The sequence below is a fragment of the Paenibacillus sp. H1-7 genome (assembly GCF_022354825.1).
GTDB lineage: Bacteria > Bacillota > Bacilli > Paenibacillales > NBRC-103111 > Paenibacillus_S.
This window is the reverse complement of sequence record NZ_CP031168.1, coordinates 3,028,819-3,047,521: the sequence shown is the minus strand read 5'-3', so window position 1 is coordinate 3,047,521 and position 18,703 is coordinate 3,028,819. Positions and strand designations below refer to the sequence as shown.

Here is an 18,703-nt window from a genome sequence, read left to right as displayed (position 1 = left end):
GAAATAGAATTCAAAAAACCGTTCTCCTTGTTTAAAAAACAGAGGTATTCAATTGGACTTCATATATTCCGACGGCGTACAGCCGGCATATTTTTTGAACACTTGGCTGAAATATTGCGGATTATCGCCGAATCCGAGCTGCTCGGCTAGCTCGAATATCTTAATGTCCCTATTTTGCTCGATCAAATCGATCGCCTTGGAAATTCTCGTCTTCATGACGTAGTTCGAAAATTTTTCCCCGGTTTCTTTTTTAAACAGTTTCCCCAAATAATCCGAGTTCATGTACAGCATCTGATGGGCCACCCAGTTCAGCGACAGCTCGGGATCGCCGAGATGGTTGTTCACGATATCGATCACTTTGCTGACGATGGCGCTGTTCTTCGTCTTCGTCTGCTCGTAATGAAGCAGCGTAATGTGCTCCGCCGCCTCCTTGAAGAAAGCCTGGATCGCCTGAAGCGTATCAAGCTGCATCAGCTTCACCATCTGATCCATGTAGCGGCTCATGTCGTCCGAGTTGCCGAGACGGATCATCGCCATAAACAGCTGAATGACGTACGATTGCGAAGTCGCGATATCGGAACGAAGCTCGGCAATCCGCTGAAAGAACAAGTCGATCTCCCGGGATGCCTCTTCCCAGCGCCCGGTTTTAATCTGAAGCATCAGATGCTCCTCGTTGAAATTCAGGTCGCCGGACTCGGCGGACTCCGTGGTCAAGCCTAAGATATCGCGCTCCGTAATCACGCTGCCCTCGCCCAAATAAAACCGGTAATTCAAGCATTCCAGCGTCTGCTTGAACAGCTTGCGGGTGCGTGTAATGACATCCGCTTCGCTCAGAGCTATTGTCAGATCGATCCGGTAATAACGAAGAAACGTCTCACGAATGTTCCCGATCCTCTCAAGAAGTACGCTCAGCTCCTCAGGATCTTCAACAACGATGAGAACGTGATCTCCTACTGTAGAGCTTAATACGGTTTTGTCCAGCAGCTCCTCGGCGATATTTTTCACCGCAAACAAGTGCTCGAACTCGAACGGGCCGTCCAAATGAAAGAGAAGCAGACGCACGTGGCGGCTGCCGAGATCGACCCGGAACAAATGCCGGTAATATTCCCAATCCCGGTTGCCGTAGGTCTTGTTCGTCACGAATTCCTTCAGAAACTGCTCCTTTACATAAGGCAGCACTTTCTCGAGGCCCTCCCGCATCGTGCGGACGAATTGCTCGCTTTCACGCTCCTGCTCCAGCTCCCCGACAAGCTCCTGAAGCACCTCCATAATTTTGTTCTCGTTGCACGGCTTCAGCAAGTAATGCTTCACTCCATATTCCATAGCCGAACGCGCATATTCGAATTCGCCGAAGCCTGACAGCAGGACAACCCGGATATCCGGAAAGTCCGCATGGAGCTTCGCCGCCAGCTGCAAGCCGTCCATCCCCGGCATCTTAATATCGCTTATGATAATATCCGGCCGGTTGACGGATACAAATTCGTATGCCTCGATCCCGTTGCGGGCCGTCCCGGCGAGCACCGTCCCGGCCCCTTCCCAATCGACAATTCTCGATATACCGTCCAAAATGATTCGTTCGTCGTCCACCAGCAATACTTTATACATTACGTTTCCCTCGTTTCATCCGGTATGATGATAGAGACGCGAGTCCCTTTGCCAGGTTGGCTGTCCAACCGAATGCCGTACTCTTCTCCAAATGCAAGTATGATACGCTCTTCGATATTTTTCAAGCCGATCCCGCTTCCCCGGGTTCTCGCCTCTCCCCGGCGCACCTGCTCCAACAGCTGCTCGTCCATTCCCGGTCCGTTATCCTCTACAATGAGAATAAGCCCGCCAGGCTCTCTATCGGTTCGTATTCGAATGAGGCAAGGCTCCAGCATGGATTCGACCGCATAATGGATCGCATTCTCGATAAGAGGCTGGAGAGTGAATTTCGGAAGAATAAGCTTCTTTGCTTCGTCAGGCACATCCATCTCGAACACGAGCCGTTCTTCGAACCGGTATTTCTGGATCGTAATGTAGCTCATGACAATATCGAGCTCCTCGCTCACCGTAATGAGCGTTTCCCGCAAGCTGATCGAGTTGCGAAGCAAAAAGCCGAGCGATTCCACCATCCGCGAAATTTGCGGCTGCCCGTTCGTCTTGGCCAGCCAGTTGATCGAGTCGAGAGTGTTATACAAAAAATGCGGGTTAATTTGCGCCTGCAGCGCTTTGAATTGGGTTTCCTTAATTGTCAGCTGCTTCGCGTAATTTTCCGTGATCAATTCGTTGATCTGCTGGATCATCATACGGAACGTCCGCTGCAGCTGGCCGACTTCATCCATCTGCAGCATCGGCTGCTCGGACAATTCGGCCTCCGTCAGGCTGAAATCACCCTTTTGCACCTGCCTCATCCGGCCAATCAGGGTTTCAATCGGCTTCGTAAGACTCCGGGCGAAATTGATCGCAATCGCCAATACCACCAGCAGGCTGGCGACAAATCCGATAAGCAAAATCCGCTTCATCAGAACAATTTTGTTGAAAATCGCATCATATGGGACAAGGCTCAAATACGACCAGCCCAAATAGCCGGATCGGATCTGCGTCAGGAAATACGGCCTGTCATTGATCTGCTTGATTAAATAGCCGCCGCGGCTCCACTCCTCGTTGCCGGGTATGGCCATGACTTGCGTCTGCGCATGGTCAGCAGGGTTTGCAGGATAAATAATATGCTGTCCGGAGCCGATCTGCATCTCTCCGCTCTTCAATTCCGTTCCCTCTACGACGTCATCGACGATCTTATCGAAACGGATGCGAACGACCAGCGTGCCGATCCGGTTCAGGTTGAAATCCTCATATGACCTGATCTCACGGGCAGCGATCAAATAAGTATCGTCCGGATCAGGGAATATCCAGCGCGTTTCCCCGGAGCCTTTGGCCGACTCCTCGAGAATGGTCTGATTTTTGGCAACGGTCGCCTGGGACGATTGTCCCGCCATCGCTTGCTCACCCAGCCGGTCGGTGACCTCCATGGAGTAAATGTACTTCTCGTACCCTGCGAACTGGACCAGCCTATCCGAGACGAACCGCCGCAGCCGGTATTTCTCAAACTCCGGCGTATCCTCGTTAATCGCTCGAAGCAGACTTTGAATTTGCGGATCGGTCGCTATCGTGAAGGAAAGCTTGTCCAGCCGCTGCAGCTCGTTCTCAATCCCTCCGGAAGACAGATTGAGAAGCTGCGACGATTTGGAATACAGCTGCTCGTCATAGATGGAATACGCATATTGGAGCGCAAAGTAAGTGATAAGAAAACAAAAAGCCATAATAAACGAAATGAGAGAAATGACTTTATGTTTTATTTTCCAATTTTTCGTTATCGTACCCAACGGAAACGGTAACCGTTTGATCATTACCGGCATCCCCCTTCATAACTGCATCGCGTATCCCTTATCGTACTACAGGAAGCCCCGTGCAGCCAATGTTAATGCCCGGAAGATGCCAAACACCGGAAAATCGGCACTGTTGGATATGCTCTTGTATGAAATCCGACTGCCCTTGCCTAAGACTTGGATGCCATACTTAGTGCAAAGCCTGTCCGCCACGACGGATAAAACGGCTGCCAGCCATACTCCTTACGGGCCTTGGCGTTGGACGCTCCCCGCTCCCAGCCGCTGCCTCCCTGCGTAATTTCGGGCGACTGCGCGCCGATAGCTTCGGCAAACACCGGCAGCCATTCGGTCCCCTTGGCCGGTTCGTCGTCAACAATGTTTACCGGGCCGGAGGGCCATTCCAGGGCCGCTACAGCCGCCATGGCAGCGTCCTCCACATGGACGAAGGAAGCGACCCCATCCGTTGCCGTCGCCTGTCCGCCGCGAATGACTTCGTCCATGTAACCCCCGCGCTCATACCAAGTGCCCGGTCCATACAGCATACCGTAGCGCAAAATCACGTGCTCCGGAACCTCGGCTGCTGCCGACTCCAACGCGTGAACCGCCGCTACCGTCTCCTTCCGCGGGGACGGAGCCCCCAGATCCAGCGGCACCGCTTCAGAAGCAGGCCCTTCACCGGGCTCATAAACCCAGGAAATGCTTTGCGCGAGTATGCGCTTAACGCCGGAGGACAGAGCCGCATTCGCCAGATTGCGCGTGCCTTCTATGCGGATTCGGGCATTGTCCGCAAAATTGCGGGTGCTTAAGGACGTCAGCTGATGGATGACAACCTCCGGCCGCGCTTGCTCCACCGCTTTGAACACGGCCTCCCTGTCGAACACGTCGGCAATGACCGCACGAGCCCCCATCCGCTCGATCAGCTCGCTCTGATCCGGATTTCGGATCATTCCCGTCACCTCATGCCCCCTTCTTACCAGCTCCGGAACCATCCGTCTGCCTATAGCCCCGGTACATCCTGCAACAAATATGTTCATCCGAGATACCTCCTAATATGAATAGATTCATGTTGGATAGTTATGCTAACTACTTTAACGGACATTTGGTACATCGAATAGAGCCAATTTTCATTATTTGAAATATACCATGCTTAATCCCCTTGTCAGGAAAATGACTCCTTATTAGACAATCCATAGTCCCCTATGGACAAGTATGTTATGCTTAGACTACAGCGTATTTGATCAAGGAGGTATGTCCGTAATGGGTAGAAACGTACTTTTTGATGAGACACAATTTACGTTGCAGCTTCAAGGTTGGACGCGCATTTTTGCTTTTAAATCCAAGGTTGTCGTCCCGTACCGCACGGTTCACAGCGTTCTGGTCGATTCCTACCACGCTCCGCTCTGGATGCTCCGCATGCCCGGAACATCCTTGGCACCGCTTCATATTTATGAAGGCAGCTTTAAATACAGGAACGAATGGTACTTCTTATCCTATGAGCAGCCGGACTCCCTCATCATTGTCGAATTGAACGGACACGACACGTACCGGTATGTCATCTTTCAGATCGATCATCCCCGCGAGGTCGCGGCTGAATTGCGCCAGCGGGTCCGTATGTCCCAAGGCACATGAAGCAAAAAAGCCAAGAGAGTAAATACCCGACGGTTAAGACTGCCCGGTGCCTGCTCTCTTGGTTTTTTTCGTTTTACGAATCCCGCCACTCGTTGCCGTACTTCGTGACATCCGGCAGATCATGGCGCGTATGACGCTTCCATCCTCTTCTCACCGGTGTCTCTTCGGGAGAATATCCCACAACATCAATCACCGCTTCCGGATCGATGGCACGGATGAAATCCGTCAATGTCACTACCTCCAGCCGGGAAATAATCAGCTGTATCGTATGAACGGTGATCTGGTCACCGGCTTTGCTGCTCTGAATTACGGGTTCATGTCTAGTAGTGTTCCGAATTTCTGTAATAATAAGCTCGCCACGGCTGCTGTTGATCGTCATTCGACGCAGCCAGCAGGAGTCGTTCACCAACCTGCCCAACATGGAATTGAGATGCCGCACGTTCCATCCCTCCTCACCTACTGTTCGGTTAGAAGCCTTTACTAGCGTTGTGAATCAAGTCCAATTTTACCGGTCGGGCGATACAGTCTTGTTCCTCTTCGTACCCGTCAGCTTGCGGATCCGTTCCAGGCCGGCATAAATGTGCTTGGTCTCCTTGGTCAGCAGCGGTCCTATAACGGCTAGGATCAGTACATATAATGCAGCGAATGGCTGCACGATAGGGAGGAGACCGCCAGCTTTGGCCAGGTTGGCCATGATGATCGAGAATTCGCCGCGCGCCACGATGGTCAGCCCGATATTCACCGATGCTTTAGGGGATAATCCGGCGTATCGTCCGGCCCACATGCCTGCGGCAAAATTGCCGATCAGCGTTAGCACCACCGCAACCAGAGAAAGCCATACCGCTCCGCCAAGCGAGAACGGATCGATCGTAAGACCAAAGCTGAAAAAGAAGATCGCTCCGAAGAAATCGCGAAACGGCAGAATCAAATGCTCGATCCGTTTCATATGCTCCGTCTCGGCAAGCACCAGACCGACGAGCAAAGCGCCGATCGCTTCGGCTACATGGATGGTTTCGGAGAAGCCTGCGATAATAAATAATATCGAGAAAATAACCAGCAAAAACAGTTCGTTAGATCGAATATTCAACATCCGGTTCAAGAGGGGTACCGCTTTGCGGCCGACAATTAGCACAAGCAGCATGAAGCCGAGCGCTATCAGGGCCGAAGTCAGGATACCGGCGAGTGATGTAGAACCGCTAAGCACCAATCCGGAGACGATGGAGATATAGATCGCCAGGAACACGTCCTCGAACATGATGATTCCGAGAATCATCTCGGTTTCCGGATTCGCCGTTCGTTTCAGGTCGACCAGCACCTTGGCAACGATCGCGCTGGATGATATCGTCGTGATACCTGCGACAACGAGCATTTCCAGGAATGGCAGGCCCGCTACATAGCCGAACAACAAGCCAAGCGTGAAATTGATCAGAATATAGATCGTTCCGCCGACCGCTATGGAGCGTCCCGATTTGATCAATCGGCCTACGGAAAACTCAAGCCCCAAATAAAACAGCAAGAACAGAACGCCGATGCGGCCTAAAAATTCAATCAGCGGCGCACTTTGGATAAACCGGAGATCGATGTGCCAAATTTCGAAGGAATGCGGTCCGACCGCCATACCTACCAATATATAAAACGGGATGACCGAAAAGCGGAGCTTCGCCGACAGCAAGCCCGATAAAGCAATCAGCGCTATCGCCACCCCTATCTCAAAGACAATGTAGTTCATAGGTCATTCACTTCCCTTCATTAAAATTTGTTTAAAAAGCTTCTGCTGCCCCCTCTCGCCCGCAACCACTACCATGCTCTCCGCAGTAAGAATTACATCCGGCCCCGGGTTGATCTGTTTAGATCGCTTCTCAATGACGGCAATAATGGTCGCTCCTGACTGTTTGCGCACATTCAGCTCACCGATCGATTTGCCGACGCAGCCGTAATCGGCTTCCACCCGGTACCACTCGATAATGAGATCGTCCAGAGCCATTTCCATCGATTCCAAAGCTTTCGGCTTATAAGTCATTCCGCCGATAATACCTGCGACCAGACGCGCTTCGTCATCATCCAGCGTAATCATGGAAACACTGTCATCCGGGTTTTCGTGATCGAAATGGTAGCATTCCCTGCGGCCGTCGTCATGGATGACGATTACCAGCTTATCGCCGCCGCGAGTGGTTATTTGAAACTTTTTCCCGATTCCCGGGAGATCGCTTTCTCTTATTGTCATAAACCTGTCCTCCTGTATGAAAATTCACTTTATCGTTTTAACGCAGTAAACAATTAGGCGCAGTCAAATAAGCGTCTGCTGACCCTATTTTTTTGAGCAGAAGCAAACAAACGTCTGCTGACCTATTTTTTGAGCAGAAGCAAACAAACCTTTTTCTTTTCATTTTTGAAAAAGAAGGTCAAAAGAGCAGAATGAGAATAAACCTTAACTTTTTGACAATGGCTTGGCTGGCAAGTAACGCTCAGCTCAAACAAACGTTAGTAACAGCTCTAACAAGCTAACCACGGCAAATGGGATTGCCTCAAAGGGAATAAACGGTATGGTACTATCGGCGAATTACAAAGAGGGGTTGACACACTACACGTACAACGATGAGAACTTGAGGGGGGATAACAGCATCCGGGTTAACCGGCGGGCAATCTGAGGGTGAAATGAGATATGTGCTTCAGTAAGCACGCGGCGAACCATAGGAATCAAGCTATGCAGAACAGCATGCAGCGTCGCCAAATAAGCCAATACGCGAAGCGTTTCGGAGGTAGAGGTCTGCTTACGGACCGTAGTATTCGTGGAATAAAACTCCATCCCTTGCTGAACGGTAGTCCGTGCCGTTTCGTTGATATTGGATTCCGCAATCGGAGTAGGCGTGGCAAAGATCATAAAAACGACGATAAACATAACAGATAACATGCGATTGGACGAGATAAAACGAGTTATCATTCAATTTCACCCCCTTTTAGTCTTATTTCGATCAAATTATACCACAAATCGGCCTTTTTTTCAATTATTCAGCCTTTAATATATTTTGGAGTAGCAATTAACCCCGCTAAGTGGAGCTTTGACTTCGAAGTCCATCAGATACTTTATGGGAAGCCCCATTATAAATTCTATATAAAAAGACGCTCCCGTTGAACGAACGGGCAGCGTCTCTTGGATTACATAAAATCCCCAATTTCTTTCCTATCGGGGATCGAGGCTTGTGCTCCAGGGCGGGATACGGTTAAAGCCGCCGCCGCGGAAGCGAACCGCAAGCTGTCCTGGACGGGCCACTTTGACAAGTAGGCAACCATAAAGCTGCCGATAAACGTGTCTCCAGCCGCCGTCGTATCGACCGCCTTCACCTTGTACGCTTCCTGCCGCACGACCGTACCTTGCCGATCCGCGTACAGGCTTCCGTGCTCTCCAAGCGTCAGCAAGACGGCGTTAGCTCCCAATTCCAATAGTGCCTCCGCCATCCGTTCTCCCTGCCCGGCCGACTCCACACGGCTTCCCGACAGCTGCTCCGCTTCGCTCTCGTTGACGACAAGCAGATCGATCAATGGCCACACTTCGGGCGGAACCGGGGCGGCCGGAGCCGGATTGTAACAGGTGAATACGCCGTTTCTTCTAGCCTCCTGCATCGCGTATACGGTCGTTTCCCACGGGATTTCGTTCTGCAGCAGCAGTCCTTGCACATCGGCAAAAGCATGGGACAGACTGGCAAGGTTGGCCGGGGTCAGCTGACCGTTCGCGCCCTCGGACAAAATAATATGATTTTGCGCTTCCGCATCGACATTAATATAAGCGATTCCGGAGCTCGTCATCTTCTTCACTACATAGTCGGTGCGCACGCCTTTCTCATGCAGCGAATGGATCAGACGAATACCATACTCGTCATCCCCGACAGCACCGACAAAAATAACGTCCCCGCCGGCCAGCGACGCGGCCACCGCCTGATTCGCTCCTTTGCCGCCGGGAAAATAGTCCGTCCCGAGCCCCTTCACCGTCTCCCCCGGAGACGGCAGCTTCGTTACCTGCGTAACAATATCCATATTGACGCTGCCTACCACCAACAGCTTCGTCATAACAGTCTCCCCTCCCTCATCCATCCGAGTTACGTTTATTGTACCACCCTTAGGGACCTCAGCAAAATAAACAACCTTTCCCGAGCGTCCATCGCTTTTCTGCCTTCCATCCGATACCGGCTGACTGCCGAATGGGAGAAGCAGCGGTCCCTTTGTTTGATGCTAATGATGGGACCTTCTCAAATGCGTTGCCTGCTCAATATAACGGAGTTGAGCCATGCCACACCATCTATTGTATGTTTGGAAATTGCCTTCATTCGGTTGGATACCGAATCATCCGTTCGGCCGGTTCGGAATAGCGAGAGTAATTGTTGGCCGATTTGAGCGGAAAGCTCCAAGGAAGCGGCAGCGGCCTGGGAGATTCGGCGTTGCAGCTTCGGCAGTACTGGGATTCCCAATCTTATGGCCTATGGCATAAGATTACCCTTCAGGAGTGAGCGTGACCCTTGCCGTTCTGTAACATTCGATGATGGGACAGCTGTGATCCGGACTATTTGTTGCTGCAGCTAATGTTTGTAAACTCATCGGACAGGAAATCCGTTATTTCCTGATTTTGCCTCGAAAATGCTCCCCGATCGGACACTGGATCCGTTATTCGGAGCTTTTTGCGAGAAAGGGCCAGCAAAATGGCTCAATAACGGATCTGTTGTCCGATCACTTGAGGAATCGGGCCGTTTTGGGGCAAATAACGGATCTACGGTCCGATTCGTTAAGAAATAGTATCAAAGGCACACTCTGACATGCTCATGTATGCGATATTGTACCAATAGTAGCAGGTCAACCCCATTTGGTCGTAGTACGATCAGCTCAATGCGGGTAACCACTACTTTTGATGCCAACCAAGATCGGTTGCTCCATTATCCGGTACTCTCGTCCTTCCGTCCCAGTCTGTTAGAGTAGTGTCAGTAGTGTGATTTGCTGATCCAGCAGCGCGGCACGGTACTTTCTGATACGATCCCCTTAATAGGCCAACCACGAATCGATTATCTGGCAATTCCTAGTCTTTCATTCCGTTTTGTTCGGATAGTGTCAGTAGTGTGATTTGCTGATCGGCCTGCTGTACGGTATTGTCTGCCCACCACCCCGATGTTTTCGGAAAATGTCTGCAGTACTGAAGTACACACTTAGGAACGGCATGAGCAACCTGCCAGGTACTTTCCACTCCGGTCCGTTCCCATAGCGTCAACAGTGTCAGTGCGTGCAGCGGAACGTCCTGCAAGTCACGGTCCCTTCTGCCACGATCCACTAGTTTGACTGACTCTGTCTATTCAAACCATCAGGATCCCTAATAAGGGGTTACACTGGTTCTATCAAAGCCAACAGAGCCATCATCCCGGTATACTCCTGCCACACCCACTTGCTACTGCAGCTTCGCCCGCAGCTCCTTCCGCCTCCGTACCATCCGCTGAAACTGCTCCTCCAGCGCTTCCTTCTCACCGGCAAGCAGCGGCTCGCCAAGCTTGCTCACGAGCTCAGTCAGCTTCATCTCGACAGTCAGCAGCTCTTCACTGTCAACATTCCGCTGATCGCCCGGCTTCTTCCCGCTGTCGGCATACTCCCGGTACGTACCGTCGTAAGAGACTATCGCGCCAGCCGTAATCTCGAGGATTCGCGTCGCCGTCCGTTCGACGAACATCCGGTCATGCGTGACGAACAGAATCGTGCCGCTGTAGCCGATAAACAGCTGCTCCAGCGCTTCAACCGATTCAATATCAAGGAAATTGGTCGGCTCATCCATAATGAGCACCGTGATGTCGCTCAAAAATATTTTCGCCAAAGCAACCCGAACCCGCTCCCCTCCGCTCAGCACGCCTACTTTCTTGAACACATCGTCCCCTGTGAACAACAGCCGTGCCAATACGGTACGCACCAATGCATCCGGCTGAACGGACGATGCGAGAACGCAGTCCATGATTGTAGCATCCCGGTCCAAAATATCCAGGTTTTGGCTGAAATAGCCGAGCTTGACTCCTGGCGCGATCGCAACGCCGTCTTCACGGGCCACGATTTTTTTCAAAAGCGTCGTCTTGCCTGAGCCGTTAGGACCGATCAATGCAACCTTCTCGCCGAATGGGATGCCAAGTGATACATCCTTCCACAGCTGCCTAGAACCTACCTTGGCTTCGAGCCGCTCCAATCGGATGACCGTCTGATTTTTATAAGCGGGACTGCCGGGAAGATCGATTTTCACCTGAGCAGCCTCGCGCGGCTTTTCTACCTTTTCCAGTTTCTCGATCCGAGTCTCCAATGCTTTAATCGACTGATGAACGCCCGCCTGGGTCGAGCCCTTTTTATCCTTGGCCAGCCTCCATTCCGACGTATTCGTCCCCTTGGGGGCTTTCAGCATCGTATCCGCCTTATGCCGCTTTATACGGATCGCGCGCTCCAGATCGGCTTTTTTCCGCACATATTCTTCAAATCGCTCCTGGTGCTGCCTTGCTTCCAGCTGCTTTTGCTCATAGTACGCGGTATAGTTGCCCTTATAGACCGTGATCTTCTGCCCTGCGATTTCCCAGATGACGCTGCACACTTTGTCCAGAAAGGTCCGGTCGTGAGAAATAAGGACGATCGCCCCTTTATAGCGGATGCACTTTTGCTCCAAATCCTTGATCGCCTCGATATCCAGGTGCATCGTGGGCTCATCGGCGAACAAAATGTCCGGCATAGCGTCAAAAGCCCTCTCAATGTACATCGAGGTAATTTCCCCGCCGCTCCGTACCGAGCCTTGCTCCGATTCCTGCTTTAGCTGAGGTATCATTTGCCGCGCCGCCTTCGTTGCAACCGTTCCTTCATCCGGCTCCGCTCCTCCCGCGAGCAGTGTCATCAGTGTCGTTTTGCCCGCACCGTTTGGCCCTACAATGCCTATCCGGTCCTGCTCTCCTATGCGAAGCATATCCGCTGCGAACAGCAGCCGGTCTCCGATCGTTTGCTTGATTCGTCTCGCTTCCAGCAATAACATAAAAAACCTCCTTGTTCCATTTCTGGACAGGAGGTATCGATAAACGAGCTTTTCATGCGTAAGACAACCGCAACTGTGCATACATCATTGAACAGTTCCCTTGAGCTTAACAAGGAACAATCAATCCTAGTCCACACATCGTGCAGACCTGCAGTACCGTTGGGGTTTCCTTTACCTGAAAAAGCCGACACGTATCCCTATCCAGAAACATCATTTCGTTTTAGTATCGAACGATGATTTTGTTCTTGGAAAAAGGATTAATACTTCATCGGCTTAAAGGTCACCCTCTCAATCATTGTTGGTTTTACCTTACTCTGTTTGTAAAGTAATGTCAAGGGCATGTGCCCTCAACACATTAGGTGGTTCTCATTACATCTCGCTTTGAACCTGGGTTCTGACGCCTCTTCTTTTGCCCCAGTAGAAAGAGATGACGAAGCTTCCTAGCAAAATCACTGCGCCGAACAAATAAGGAATGTCGATATAGACATCGAACAAAATACCGGCTAGCGCAGGTCCGAAAATATTGCCAAGACTCATGTAAGCATTGTTCATCCCGGCTACGAAGCCTTGCTCTTCACCGGCCATTTTGGACAGCAGCGTATTGATCGCAGGTCTCATGATCGAAGTAAAGGTGAAGAAGAACAAGGTAACAAGCAAAATATACCAGAAGTTACCTGACAGCAGCATCAGGACCATCGACGCCGCGGATAGCAGGAAGGTTACGTTAATAAGCGTTCGTTCGCCGAAGCGGCGGATGAGCTTATCGATAAGAACGGCCTGAATAATGGCTCCAATTAACGCTCCGACCGTGATCAGAATCGAAATGTCTCTGGCTGTAAAAGCATATTTCTGATCGACGAACAATGGAAAAATCGCTTCGAAATTGGCCAGACCGAACGTCAAGGCAAATACCAGCAGTAATAATATGAAATAAGGCGCCTTGAACGACTGGGAGAACTGGGCGAAAATGTTTTCGCGCTTGATCACCTTGTTCCGGTTAGCCAACCGCGTCTCGGCAGTCAACGATTCCGGAAGGAAAATCAGCGTAGAAATCATCGCCAGAGCCCCTACCCCTGCGGATACATAGAACGGAGTGCGCAAGCCGAGCTCCGCCAAAAAGCCGCCGATACCCGGGCCGATAACAAAGCCGAGCGACATCGCCGCTCCAAGCAATCCCAGCCCCTTCCCTCTCTTTTCCTCAGTGGTTACATCGGCGATATAGGCCATAATGGAAGGGATCATCGCTGCCGCTCCAACTCCGCCGAACAGCCGGGACAAGTACAATACCCACACTTCCGACGCCGCGGCGAACAAGAAGTTCGATAACGTAAATAAGGCCAAGCCTGCTACAATCATAATTTTGCGTCCATATTTATCGGACCATTCCCCTGCAATCGGCGAGCACAGAAATTGGGTAAGCCCGAAGGCCGCCACCAAATATCCTGCCGTCTTGCCGCCGGCGCCGAATTCCTTTAAAAACTCGGGCAGCACCGGAATAATAAGACCGATCCCGAGCATTGCTATGAACATGTTCGCCATGAGCAGGATGAGCGGGGATTTTCGGTTTTGAGCTGAATTCATCGCATGGTTCTCTCCTTTTTCTATAGCTTCCTATCTCTTTATCTGCTTATGCGACGGGTTACTATACAACATTAATCTATAAATTGACTTTGAGTCAAGTTGTGAATTTTGTTATAAAAAATTTTTCTGAAACGTTCACAAAAAAAGCCAACCGGCCCAAAGGTCCGATTGACTTAGCTGTTGCTGCTTAACTACGCTTATTCAAAAAATACCTCATCACCGTCTCCGGCTTCGACCTGACGTATAGACCGTGACGTTCGCATGCTGTGGATACTTGAATATAGGATAGAAAAAATAACGAATGATCCCGCGGATCTCCCTCGAGAATGACTCCGGCCCTCTGGCCTTCGGCGAACAGGTCGGCCACTTTATCGACGTTATCCGATATGCCGCGCCGCACCGATTGCTTCAGCTCCTCCGGAATCGTGTCCGATGTCATAATCTGATCGACGAAAATTTGATGGAACAGGGCATCATCCCATTTGTGCCTTAGCAGGTTGTCGGCCAGAAGAGACAGCTTCTCCAGAGGCCCTGCCGGCAGCGTAGCCACTTGATCCAGATGCTCCTTCAAGCTGTTCAGGTTCATATTGATGAGCGAGGCATAAATTTCTTCCTTGGATTTAAAATAGTTATACACAAGGCCATGGCTGATTCCTACCTTGGCTGCAATATCGGAAATTTTGGTTGCGTCAAGACCTTTGGTGGCAAAAAGCTCTACGGCAACGGACAAAATTTGCTGGCACCGTTCCTTTCGCGCCTCCAGGTCTCTTTCGACATTACGCGGCAATCCTTTCACTCCTTATTACAGGTCGGTTTTCCATCATCATAGCTCCCGTCTTGTGGCTTGTCAAACCCTGAAAGTAGCCTGAACGGCCTAAAATGAAGTATAGTAAAGACGAGCGATATATTGACGGAAAGCAGGAATGGCAGCATGGCAAGCGATAAGCAAAAAGTACTGGATGAGGCCGTTGCCTTCATCCGTTCCTGCTGCGCGGAATTAGGCAAAACGCCTGAGGAAGCGGAGCGGCGAATAGATGAAATTATCAATAGCGTAGAAGAAACAGGAACGTATCGGCACACATACGAAGAGCTTCAATACGGTGCCAGGGCTGCTTGGAGAAATAATGCGCGCTGCATAGGCCGGCTGTTCTGGCCTACACTTGAGGTGTTCGATGAGCGGGCGCTCGATGATGAAGAACTCATCGCGCAAGCGTTAATGCGGCATATCGGCTTTGCCACGAACAACGGACGCATACGCCCGTCGATCACCGTGTTTGCTCCAGCCTCGCATGCCCGGCACGTTCGCATATGGAACCATCAGCTCATCCGGTACGCCGGATATGAGACTGAAGACGGAATTGTCGGCGATCCCGCCTCCGTCGAATTTACCAAGCAGTGCCTTCAGCTCGGTTGGGAGGGCGCCCGGACACCGTTCGATGTTTTGCCGCTAGTCGTGCAGATCGACGGCAAGCAGCCGAAGTGGTTCAGGATCCCCTCAGAGCTTGTGCTGGAGGTACCGTTAATCCATCCTGCGATCGAGCGCTTCGCCGGGCTCGGTCTTAGGTGGTACGCGGTTCCGATCATTTCCGATATGCGGCTAGAAATCGGAGGAATCCAATATACCGCGGCCCCATTCAACGGCTGGTACATGGAAACGGAAATCGGAGCACGCAACCTGTCGGACGTAACCCGCTACAATCAGCTGCCGGCCATCGCCGACCTGATGGGGCTGGACCGGTCGACCAACGCTTCGCTGTGGAAGGACCGGGCGCTGGTAGAGCTGAATGCCGCGGTGCTTCATTCCTTCAAAAGCCGGGGCGTCAGCATCGTCGATCATCATACCGCGAGCGAGCAGTTCATGCGCTTCCAGCGGCAGGAAGCCGATGCCGGACGCGAGGTGAACGGCAAATGGTCTTGGCTCATCCCTCCCATGTCCCCAACGGCAACGCCGATCTGGGACTATTACTTTACGGAACGGGAGCTGAGTCCGAATTATTCGTACCAGCCGCTGCCGTACTCCGCAGAGGAGAAGTCGGTGGACGTTCCTAGCGGCCAATCTGAGAACAAGGAAAACGGGCTAACCATTCAAGGCTGCCCGTTTCATATGAGCTCCCAACGCCCATAAGAGTGTTGGGAAATGCTCTATAGCCTGCTCTTGATGAGCAGGCTTCTTTTATTTTAGTGAACAGCTTATTGGTCGCTCATTCCCCCGCCCAAGGCTGGCGAACCGATACTACCGTCTCCCCGCTCGCAATCGCTTGTTGAATGAGCAGGTTCAAATAATGGTCCTGCGAAGCGTCCGCCAAGCTGTAGTACGATTGGCCGGTCCGCAAATATTCGTCCATGCGGAGCAGGCAGGACGCTACGGCAAGCTCGTCGTCCGTAAGCCTTGCCGGAGCAAGCGGATTCTTATACACCCATTGCTCCCCCGCCATAATGCCCTTCAGGTAGTAGCCCTCCAGATTCCCGTTCTCTCCCGCGTTTTTGCGGATGAGCGGCAGCTCGATAGGCGTCAAGTAATCTTGCAGATACGTCATCGTATCGTTCACGATTTCGCCGCGGTCGCCGCGGATTAGTACCCGATTGGAGCGAATCCAGGAGAAATATTGATCTCCCGTGAAATCGAAGATGCCGAGCTGCCCGTTCTCGAAGCGCAGCGTCGCGATCGTCTGCTTCGAGACCGCCATCTCCTCCGCTTCCGGTGCCCCGGCCCGGCCAGGGCCCTTGACGATAGGCGATTCGTAGGCGAACGCCCGAATCTCCGCCGTCTCAAAGCCGATGCCGAGCCATCGGCGCATCAAGGCCAATCCGTGGTACCCGTGGGCCACGGATACCTGCACCTGCGATACGCGGCCGAGCCGGCCCGTAGCGATACAAGCCTGCCGCGCCGCATGCAGCGGCTGCAGCGGGTACTGCTCGGCGACCTGCACTCGGGCGCCGAGCTGCGTCAGCTCCGCGTGGAGCTGCGTAAGCCCTGCCAGGTCCGGAGCCGGAGGCGTCTCGGACAAGGCGGGCACGCCCCGCTCCGCGAGCTGCTTCAGGATCCCGGGGCTGGCAGCCCACGGGACCGAAACGACCACGAACGACGGAGAGCCGTTCGTGATCAGCTCGTCCAATGTTCCGTAGACCGGAACATGCCATTCCTCGGCGAAAGCAGCGGCTTTCGCCTCATCCCTTACAACGACGCCGGCGACCTCGAACCGCTCGGGGCTCACCTTGGCTATGGTCAGGTAGAAATTCGCCCTCCAGCCGCCGCCGATAATACCGAATCTGATTTTGTCCATCCTGCTATTCCTCCATAAACCGATACGATTGCTCAACAATAAGTAGCAGCAGCAACTCCATCGGATAGTAGTCCACTTATCTACTATCCCACCGGATGCTGCAAATTTCAATACTTACTAATAGCAATGCCAGGCACCGTTCGACTTTGGCCTCCGTGAGACTATTGACCATTTCCGGCATCATGCGGAAATCTCATTCCTGCTTCCCTTCCCAAATCAAAAGGCGGCCCGTCCCGGCCGCCCCTCATAGCTTACTTTTTCTTCATTTCCGCATATACCTTCTTCATCTCATCCATTACTTCTTTGCCGCCGATCTTCATATATTCCGCCACCATATCGTCATACAGCTTATCGAAATCGGCCGGCTTGGCGGTAATCGTCTTGACGGTAATTTCGACGCCTTTATCGCTCAACGTCTGGTTGTATTTGATCTGCGCCTCGATCGGACGGTCGTATCTTGCAGGCAGCTGTCCGTCGTTATCGCCAACCTTGATGCTGTCCATCGTAAAGTCCTTATATTTCGGATCGGCTGCGTTCGCCTTCAATGTTTTCTCAGGATCGCCCATATCTTTACCGTTGATCAGCATGCTGTAGTCGAGGTAATTGTACATGACCTTTTTCGCTTCATCCGTATCGAGGAAGATCGGAACGCTGTCTTCGCCTTTTTTGTACGTAACCCCTTCCGTCCCGTTTTGCAGATCGAAGATGACATTGTAGTCCGACATCCAGTTCAGGAACTTGATCACTTCAACAGCCCGTTTGCTCGCCTTCGGAACCATAATATGAGCGGATAACGGATGATAAATCTGCTTGACATGCTTGCCTTCATAGTTCGTAAACGGATCGACGGGCAGCAGGACCGCGCTCGGCACATTTTTTTGCAGGGTCGAATAGTACGCCTGGTACACCGGCTCGTTCGTATTCGTAATCGCGAATCCGATCTGGCCGTTCACGAGATCCGCCTGGAACTTCTTCCCGTCCTTATCCAGCGCGAAATCCGGACTGATCAGCCCTTCGTTGTACAGCTTGTTCAGGAACTTGTACCCCTCCTTATGCCCAGGCTTCATCCAATCCGGCAGCGTGTAGTATTCTTCCTCAGTCATTTTTTTCCAGAATGTTCTTACAAGCGGGTCCAGGTTGTTGTTGTAGCGAATGCCGTAAGGAATGACTTTGCCGCCGGTTCCCCCGGGATCCTTCTCTTTAAACGCTTTCAATACGTTATAAAATTCATCCGTCGTCTTAGGAGGCTGCATACCGAGCTTATCGAGCCAATCTTTGCGTATAATCGGCGTGCTTGACGCCAGGATGATCCGTTTGGCCGGGATCGTGTACTGCTTCCCGTTAATGACGCCATAGTTCAGCAGCTGCTCGCCGAGATATTTTTTCAAATTGGGCCCGTGCTGGTTGATCAGATCGCCTAGATCGGTCAGTCCGCCCTGCTTCACCCAGTTCTGTACCGCAGGATCGCTGTAGGTAAAAATAAGATCCGGAGCCTCGTTCGCCGCCATCAACACGTTCAGCTTCGGCACCTCTTCCGTACGAGGGACGGTTACAAACTCCAGCTTAATGTTATTGGGATTGCCGAATTTCTCCTGCATATATTTGACAAACCAGCTTTCCGTCAAAGGAGGCGCGCCCGGAGGCGTATTGCCGCGGTCGAACAGCTCGATCTTGAGCGTCACCATCTCCCCTTTTTTCCCGTCCTGCGTACCGGTGCCGGAACCGGAATCCGAGCAAGCCGCAAGCGTCAATGCCGGTAAGAGAACGGCGAGTACGCCTGCTGTCGTTTTCTTGAATGATGGGTGCTTACGCATGTT

Annotated in this window: 16 protein-coding genes; 2 read left to right on the top strand and 14 right to left on the bottom strand. The window is 51.9% G+C overall.

The annotated features are described in order from the left end of the window. Positions 1-48: 48 nt before the first annotated feature. The 3 genes from DVH26_RS13440 to DVH26_RS13430 all read right to left on the bottom strand — a co-directional run bounded on the left by DVH26_RS13440 (position 49) and on the right by DVH26_RS13430 (position 4,402). Entirely contained in the window at positions 49-1,605 is a 1,557-nt protein-coding gene (locus DVH26_RS13440; protein ID WP_239634189.1) for a response regulator transcription factor, read from the bottom strand. Continuing rightward, entirely contained in the window at positions 1,605-3,389 is a 1,785-nt protein-coding gene (locus tag DVH26_RS13435; RefSeq protein WP_239634188.1) for a sensor histidine kinase, read from the bottom strand. The genes DVH26_RS13440 and DVH26_RS13435 overlap by 1 nt, the downstream gene beginning before the upstream one ends. Before the next feature lie 149 nt (positions 3,390-3,538). After that, entirely contained in the window at positions 3,539-4,402 is an 864-nt protein-coding gene (locus DVH26_RS13430) for an NAD-dependent epimerase/dehydratase family protein (RefSeq protein ID WP_239634187.1), read from the bottom strand. A 223-nt stretch (positions 4,403-4,625) separates the two neighbouring features. Here DVH26_RS13430 and DVH26_RS13425 point away from each other — a divergent pair, with 223 nt between their 5' ends. Continuing rightward, the gene (locus DVH26_RS13425; protein ID WP_239634186.1) at positions 4,626-4,997 is read left to right on the top strand and encodes a hypothetical protein; all 372 of its coding nucleotides are present in this window, start codon (positions 4,626-4,628) and stop codon (positions 4,995-4,997) included. A 73-nt stretch (positions 4,998-5,070) separates the two neighbouring features. Here the strand turns inward: DVH26_RS13425 and DVH26_RS13420 are convergent, their stop codons facing one another. From DVH26_RS13420 to DVH26_RS13380, 9 genes are all read right to left on the bottom strand, one after another. After that, the gene (locus DVH26_RS13420; protein ID WP_239634185.1) at positions 5,071-5,436 is read right to left on the bottom strand and encodes a hypothetical protein; all 366 of its coding nucleotides are present in this window, start codon (positions 5,434-5,436) and stop codon (positions 5,071-5,073) included. A 66-nt stretch (positions 5,437-5,502) separates the two neighbouring features. After that, the gene (locus DVH26_RS13415) at positions 5,503-6,726 is read right to left on the bottom strand and encodes a cation:proton antiporter (protein ID WP_239634184.1); all 1,224 of its coding nucleotides are present in this window, start codon (positions 6,724-6,726) and stop codon (positions 5,503-5,505) included. A gap of 3 nt (positions 6,727-6,729) precedes the next feature. After that, entirely contained in the window at positions 6,730-7,221 is a 492-nt protein-coding gene (locus tag DVH26_RS13410) for a cation:proton antiporter regulatory subunit (RefSeq protein ID WP_239634183.1), read from the bottom strand. Positions 7,222-7,578: 357 nt separating this feature from the next. Continuing rightward, the gene (locus DVH26_RS13405) at positions 7,579-7,938 is read right to left on the bottom strand and encodes a hypothetical protein (protein WP_239634182.1); all 360 of its coding nucleotides are present in this window, start codon (positions 7,936-7,938) and stop codon (positions 7,579-7,581) included. A gap of 215 nt (positions 7,939-8,153) precedes the next feature. After that, positions 8,154-9,062, bottom strand: a complete 909-nt coding sequence (rbsK, locus tag DVH26_RS13400; protein ID WP_239634181.1) for a ribokinase — start codon at positions 9,060-9,062, stop codon at positions 8,154-8,156. Between the two features lie 997 nt (positions 9,063-10,059). Continuing rightward, complete coding sequence (locus DVH26_RS13395) at positions 10,060-10,281, bottom strand: hypothetical protein (protein WP_239634180.1); 222 nt, start codon at positions 10,279-10,281, stop codon at positions 10,060-10,062. Between the two features lie 141 nt (positions 10,282-10,422). After that, positions 10,423-12,021, bottom strand: a complete 1,599-nt coding sequence (abc-f, locus tag DVH26_RS13390; RefSeq protein ID WP_239634179.1) for a ribosomal protection-like ABC-F family protein — start codon at positions 12,019-12,021, stop codon at positions 10,423-10,425. A gap of 369 nt (positions 12,022-12,390) precedes the next feature. After that, positions 12,391-13,602: an MFS transporter gene (locus tag DVH26_RS13385; RefSeq protein ID WP_239634178.1), complete on the bottom strand. Its 1,212-nt coding sequence runs from the start codon at positions 13,600-13,602 to the stop codon at positions 12,391-12,393. Between the two features lie 187 nt (positions 13,603-13,789). Next, complete coding sequence (locus DVH26_RS13380; protein WP_239634177.1) at positions 13,790-14,389, bottom strand: TetR/AcrR family transcriptional regulator; 600 nt, start codon at positions 14,387-14,389, stop codon at positions 13,790-13,792. 144 nt (positions 14,390-14,533) lie between these two features. Between DVH26_RS13380 and DVH26_RS13375 the strand changes: the two genes are divergently transcribed. Beyond that, positions 14,534-15,727, top strand: a complete 1,194-nt coding sequence (locus DVH26_RS13375) for a nitric oxide synthase oxygenase (RefSeq protein ID WP_239634176.1) — start codon at positions 14,534-14,536, stop codon at positions 15,725-15,727. A gap of 76 nt (positions 15,728-15,803) precedes the next feature. Here DVH26_RS13375 and DVH26_RS13370 read toward each other — a convergent pair whose 3' ends face one another. Together DVH26_RS13370 and DVH26_RS13365 are read right to left on the bottom strand one after the other, a co-directional pair. Further along, a complete protein-coding gene (locus tag DVH26_RS13370) occupies positions 15,804-16,886 on the bottom strand; it encodes a Gfo/Idh/MocA family protein (protein WP_239634175.1) in 1,083 nt (360 codons plus the stop codon). Positions 16,887-17,137: 251 nt separating this feature from the next. Continuing rightward, a complete protein-coding gene (locus DVH26_RS13365; RefSeq protein WP_239634174.1) occupies positions 17,138-18,700 on the bottom strand; it encodes an extracellular solute-binding protein in 1,563 nt (520 codons plus the stop codon). Between the last annotated feature and the right edge of the window lie 3 nt (positions 18,701-18,703).

Coding starts and splice junctions, on each gene's coding strand:
- DVH26_RS13440 (WP_239634189.1), bottom strand. CDS start 1,605: ATGTATAAAGTATTGCTGGTGGACGACGAACGAATCATTTTGGACGGT.
- DVH26_RS13435 (WP_239634188.1), bottom strand. CDS start 3,389: ATGATCAAACGGTTACCGTTTCCGTTGGGTACGATAACGAAAAATTGG.
- DVH26_RS13430 (WP_239634187.1), bottom strand. CDS start 4,402: ATGAACATATTTGTTGCAGGATGTACCGGGGCTATAGGCAGACGGATG.
- DVH26_RS13425 (WP_239634186.1), top strand. CDS start 4,626: ATGGGTAGAAACGTACTTTTTGATGAGACACAATTTACGTTGCAGCTT.
- DVH26_RS13415 (WP_239634184.1), bottom strand. CDS start 6,726: ATGAACTACATTGTCTTTGAGATAGGGGTGGCGATAGCGCTGATTGCT.
- DVH26_RS13410 (WP_239634183.1), bottom strand. CDS start 7,221: ATGACAATAAGAGAAAGCGATCTCCCGGGAATCGGGAAAAAGTTTCAA.
- DVH26_RS13405 (WP_239634182.1), bottom strand. CDS start 7,938: ATGATAACTCGTTTTATCTCGTCCAATCGCATGTTATCTGTTATGTTT.
- rbsK (WP_239634181.1), bottom strand. CDS start 9,062: ATGACGAAGCTGTTGGTGGTAGGCAGCGTCAATATGGATATTGTTACG.
- abc-f (WP_239634179.1), bottom strand. CDS start 12,021: ATGTTATTGCTGGAAGCGAGACGAATCAAGCAAACGATCGGAGACCGG.
- DVH26_RS13385 (WP_239634178.1), bottom strand. CDS start 13,602: ATGAATTCAGCTCAAAACCGAAAATCCCCGCTCATCCTGCTCATGGCG.
- DVH26_RS13375 (WP_239634176.1), top strand. CDS start 14,534: ATGGCAAGCGATAAGCAAAAAGTACTGGATGAGGCCGTTGCCTTCATC.
- DVH26_RS13370 (WP_239634175.1), bottom strand. CDS start 16,886: ATGGACAAAATCAGATTCGGTATTATCGGCGGCGGCTGGAGGGCGAAT.
- DVH26_RS13365 (WP_239634174.1), bottom strand. CDS start 18,700: ATGCGTAAGCACCCATCATTCAAGAAAACGACAGCAGGCGTACTCGCC.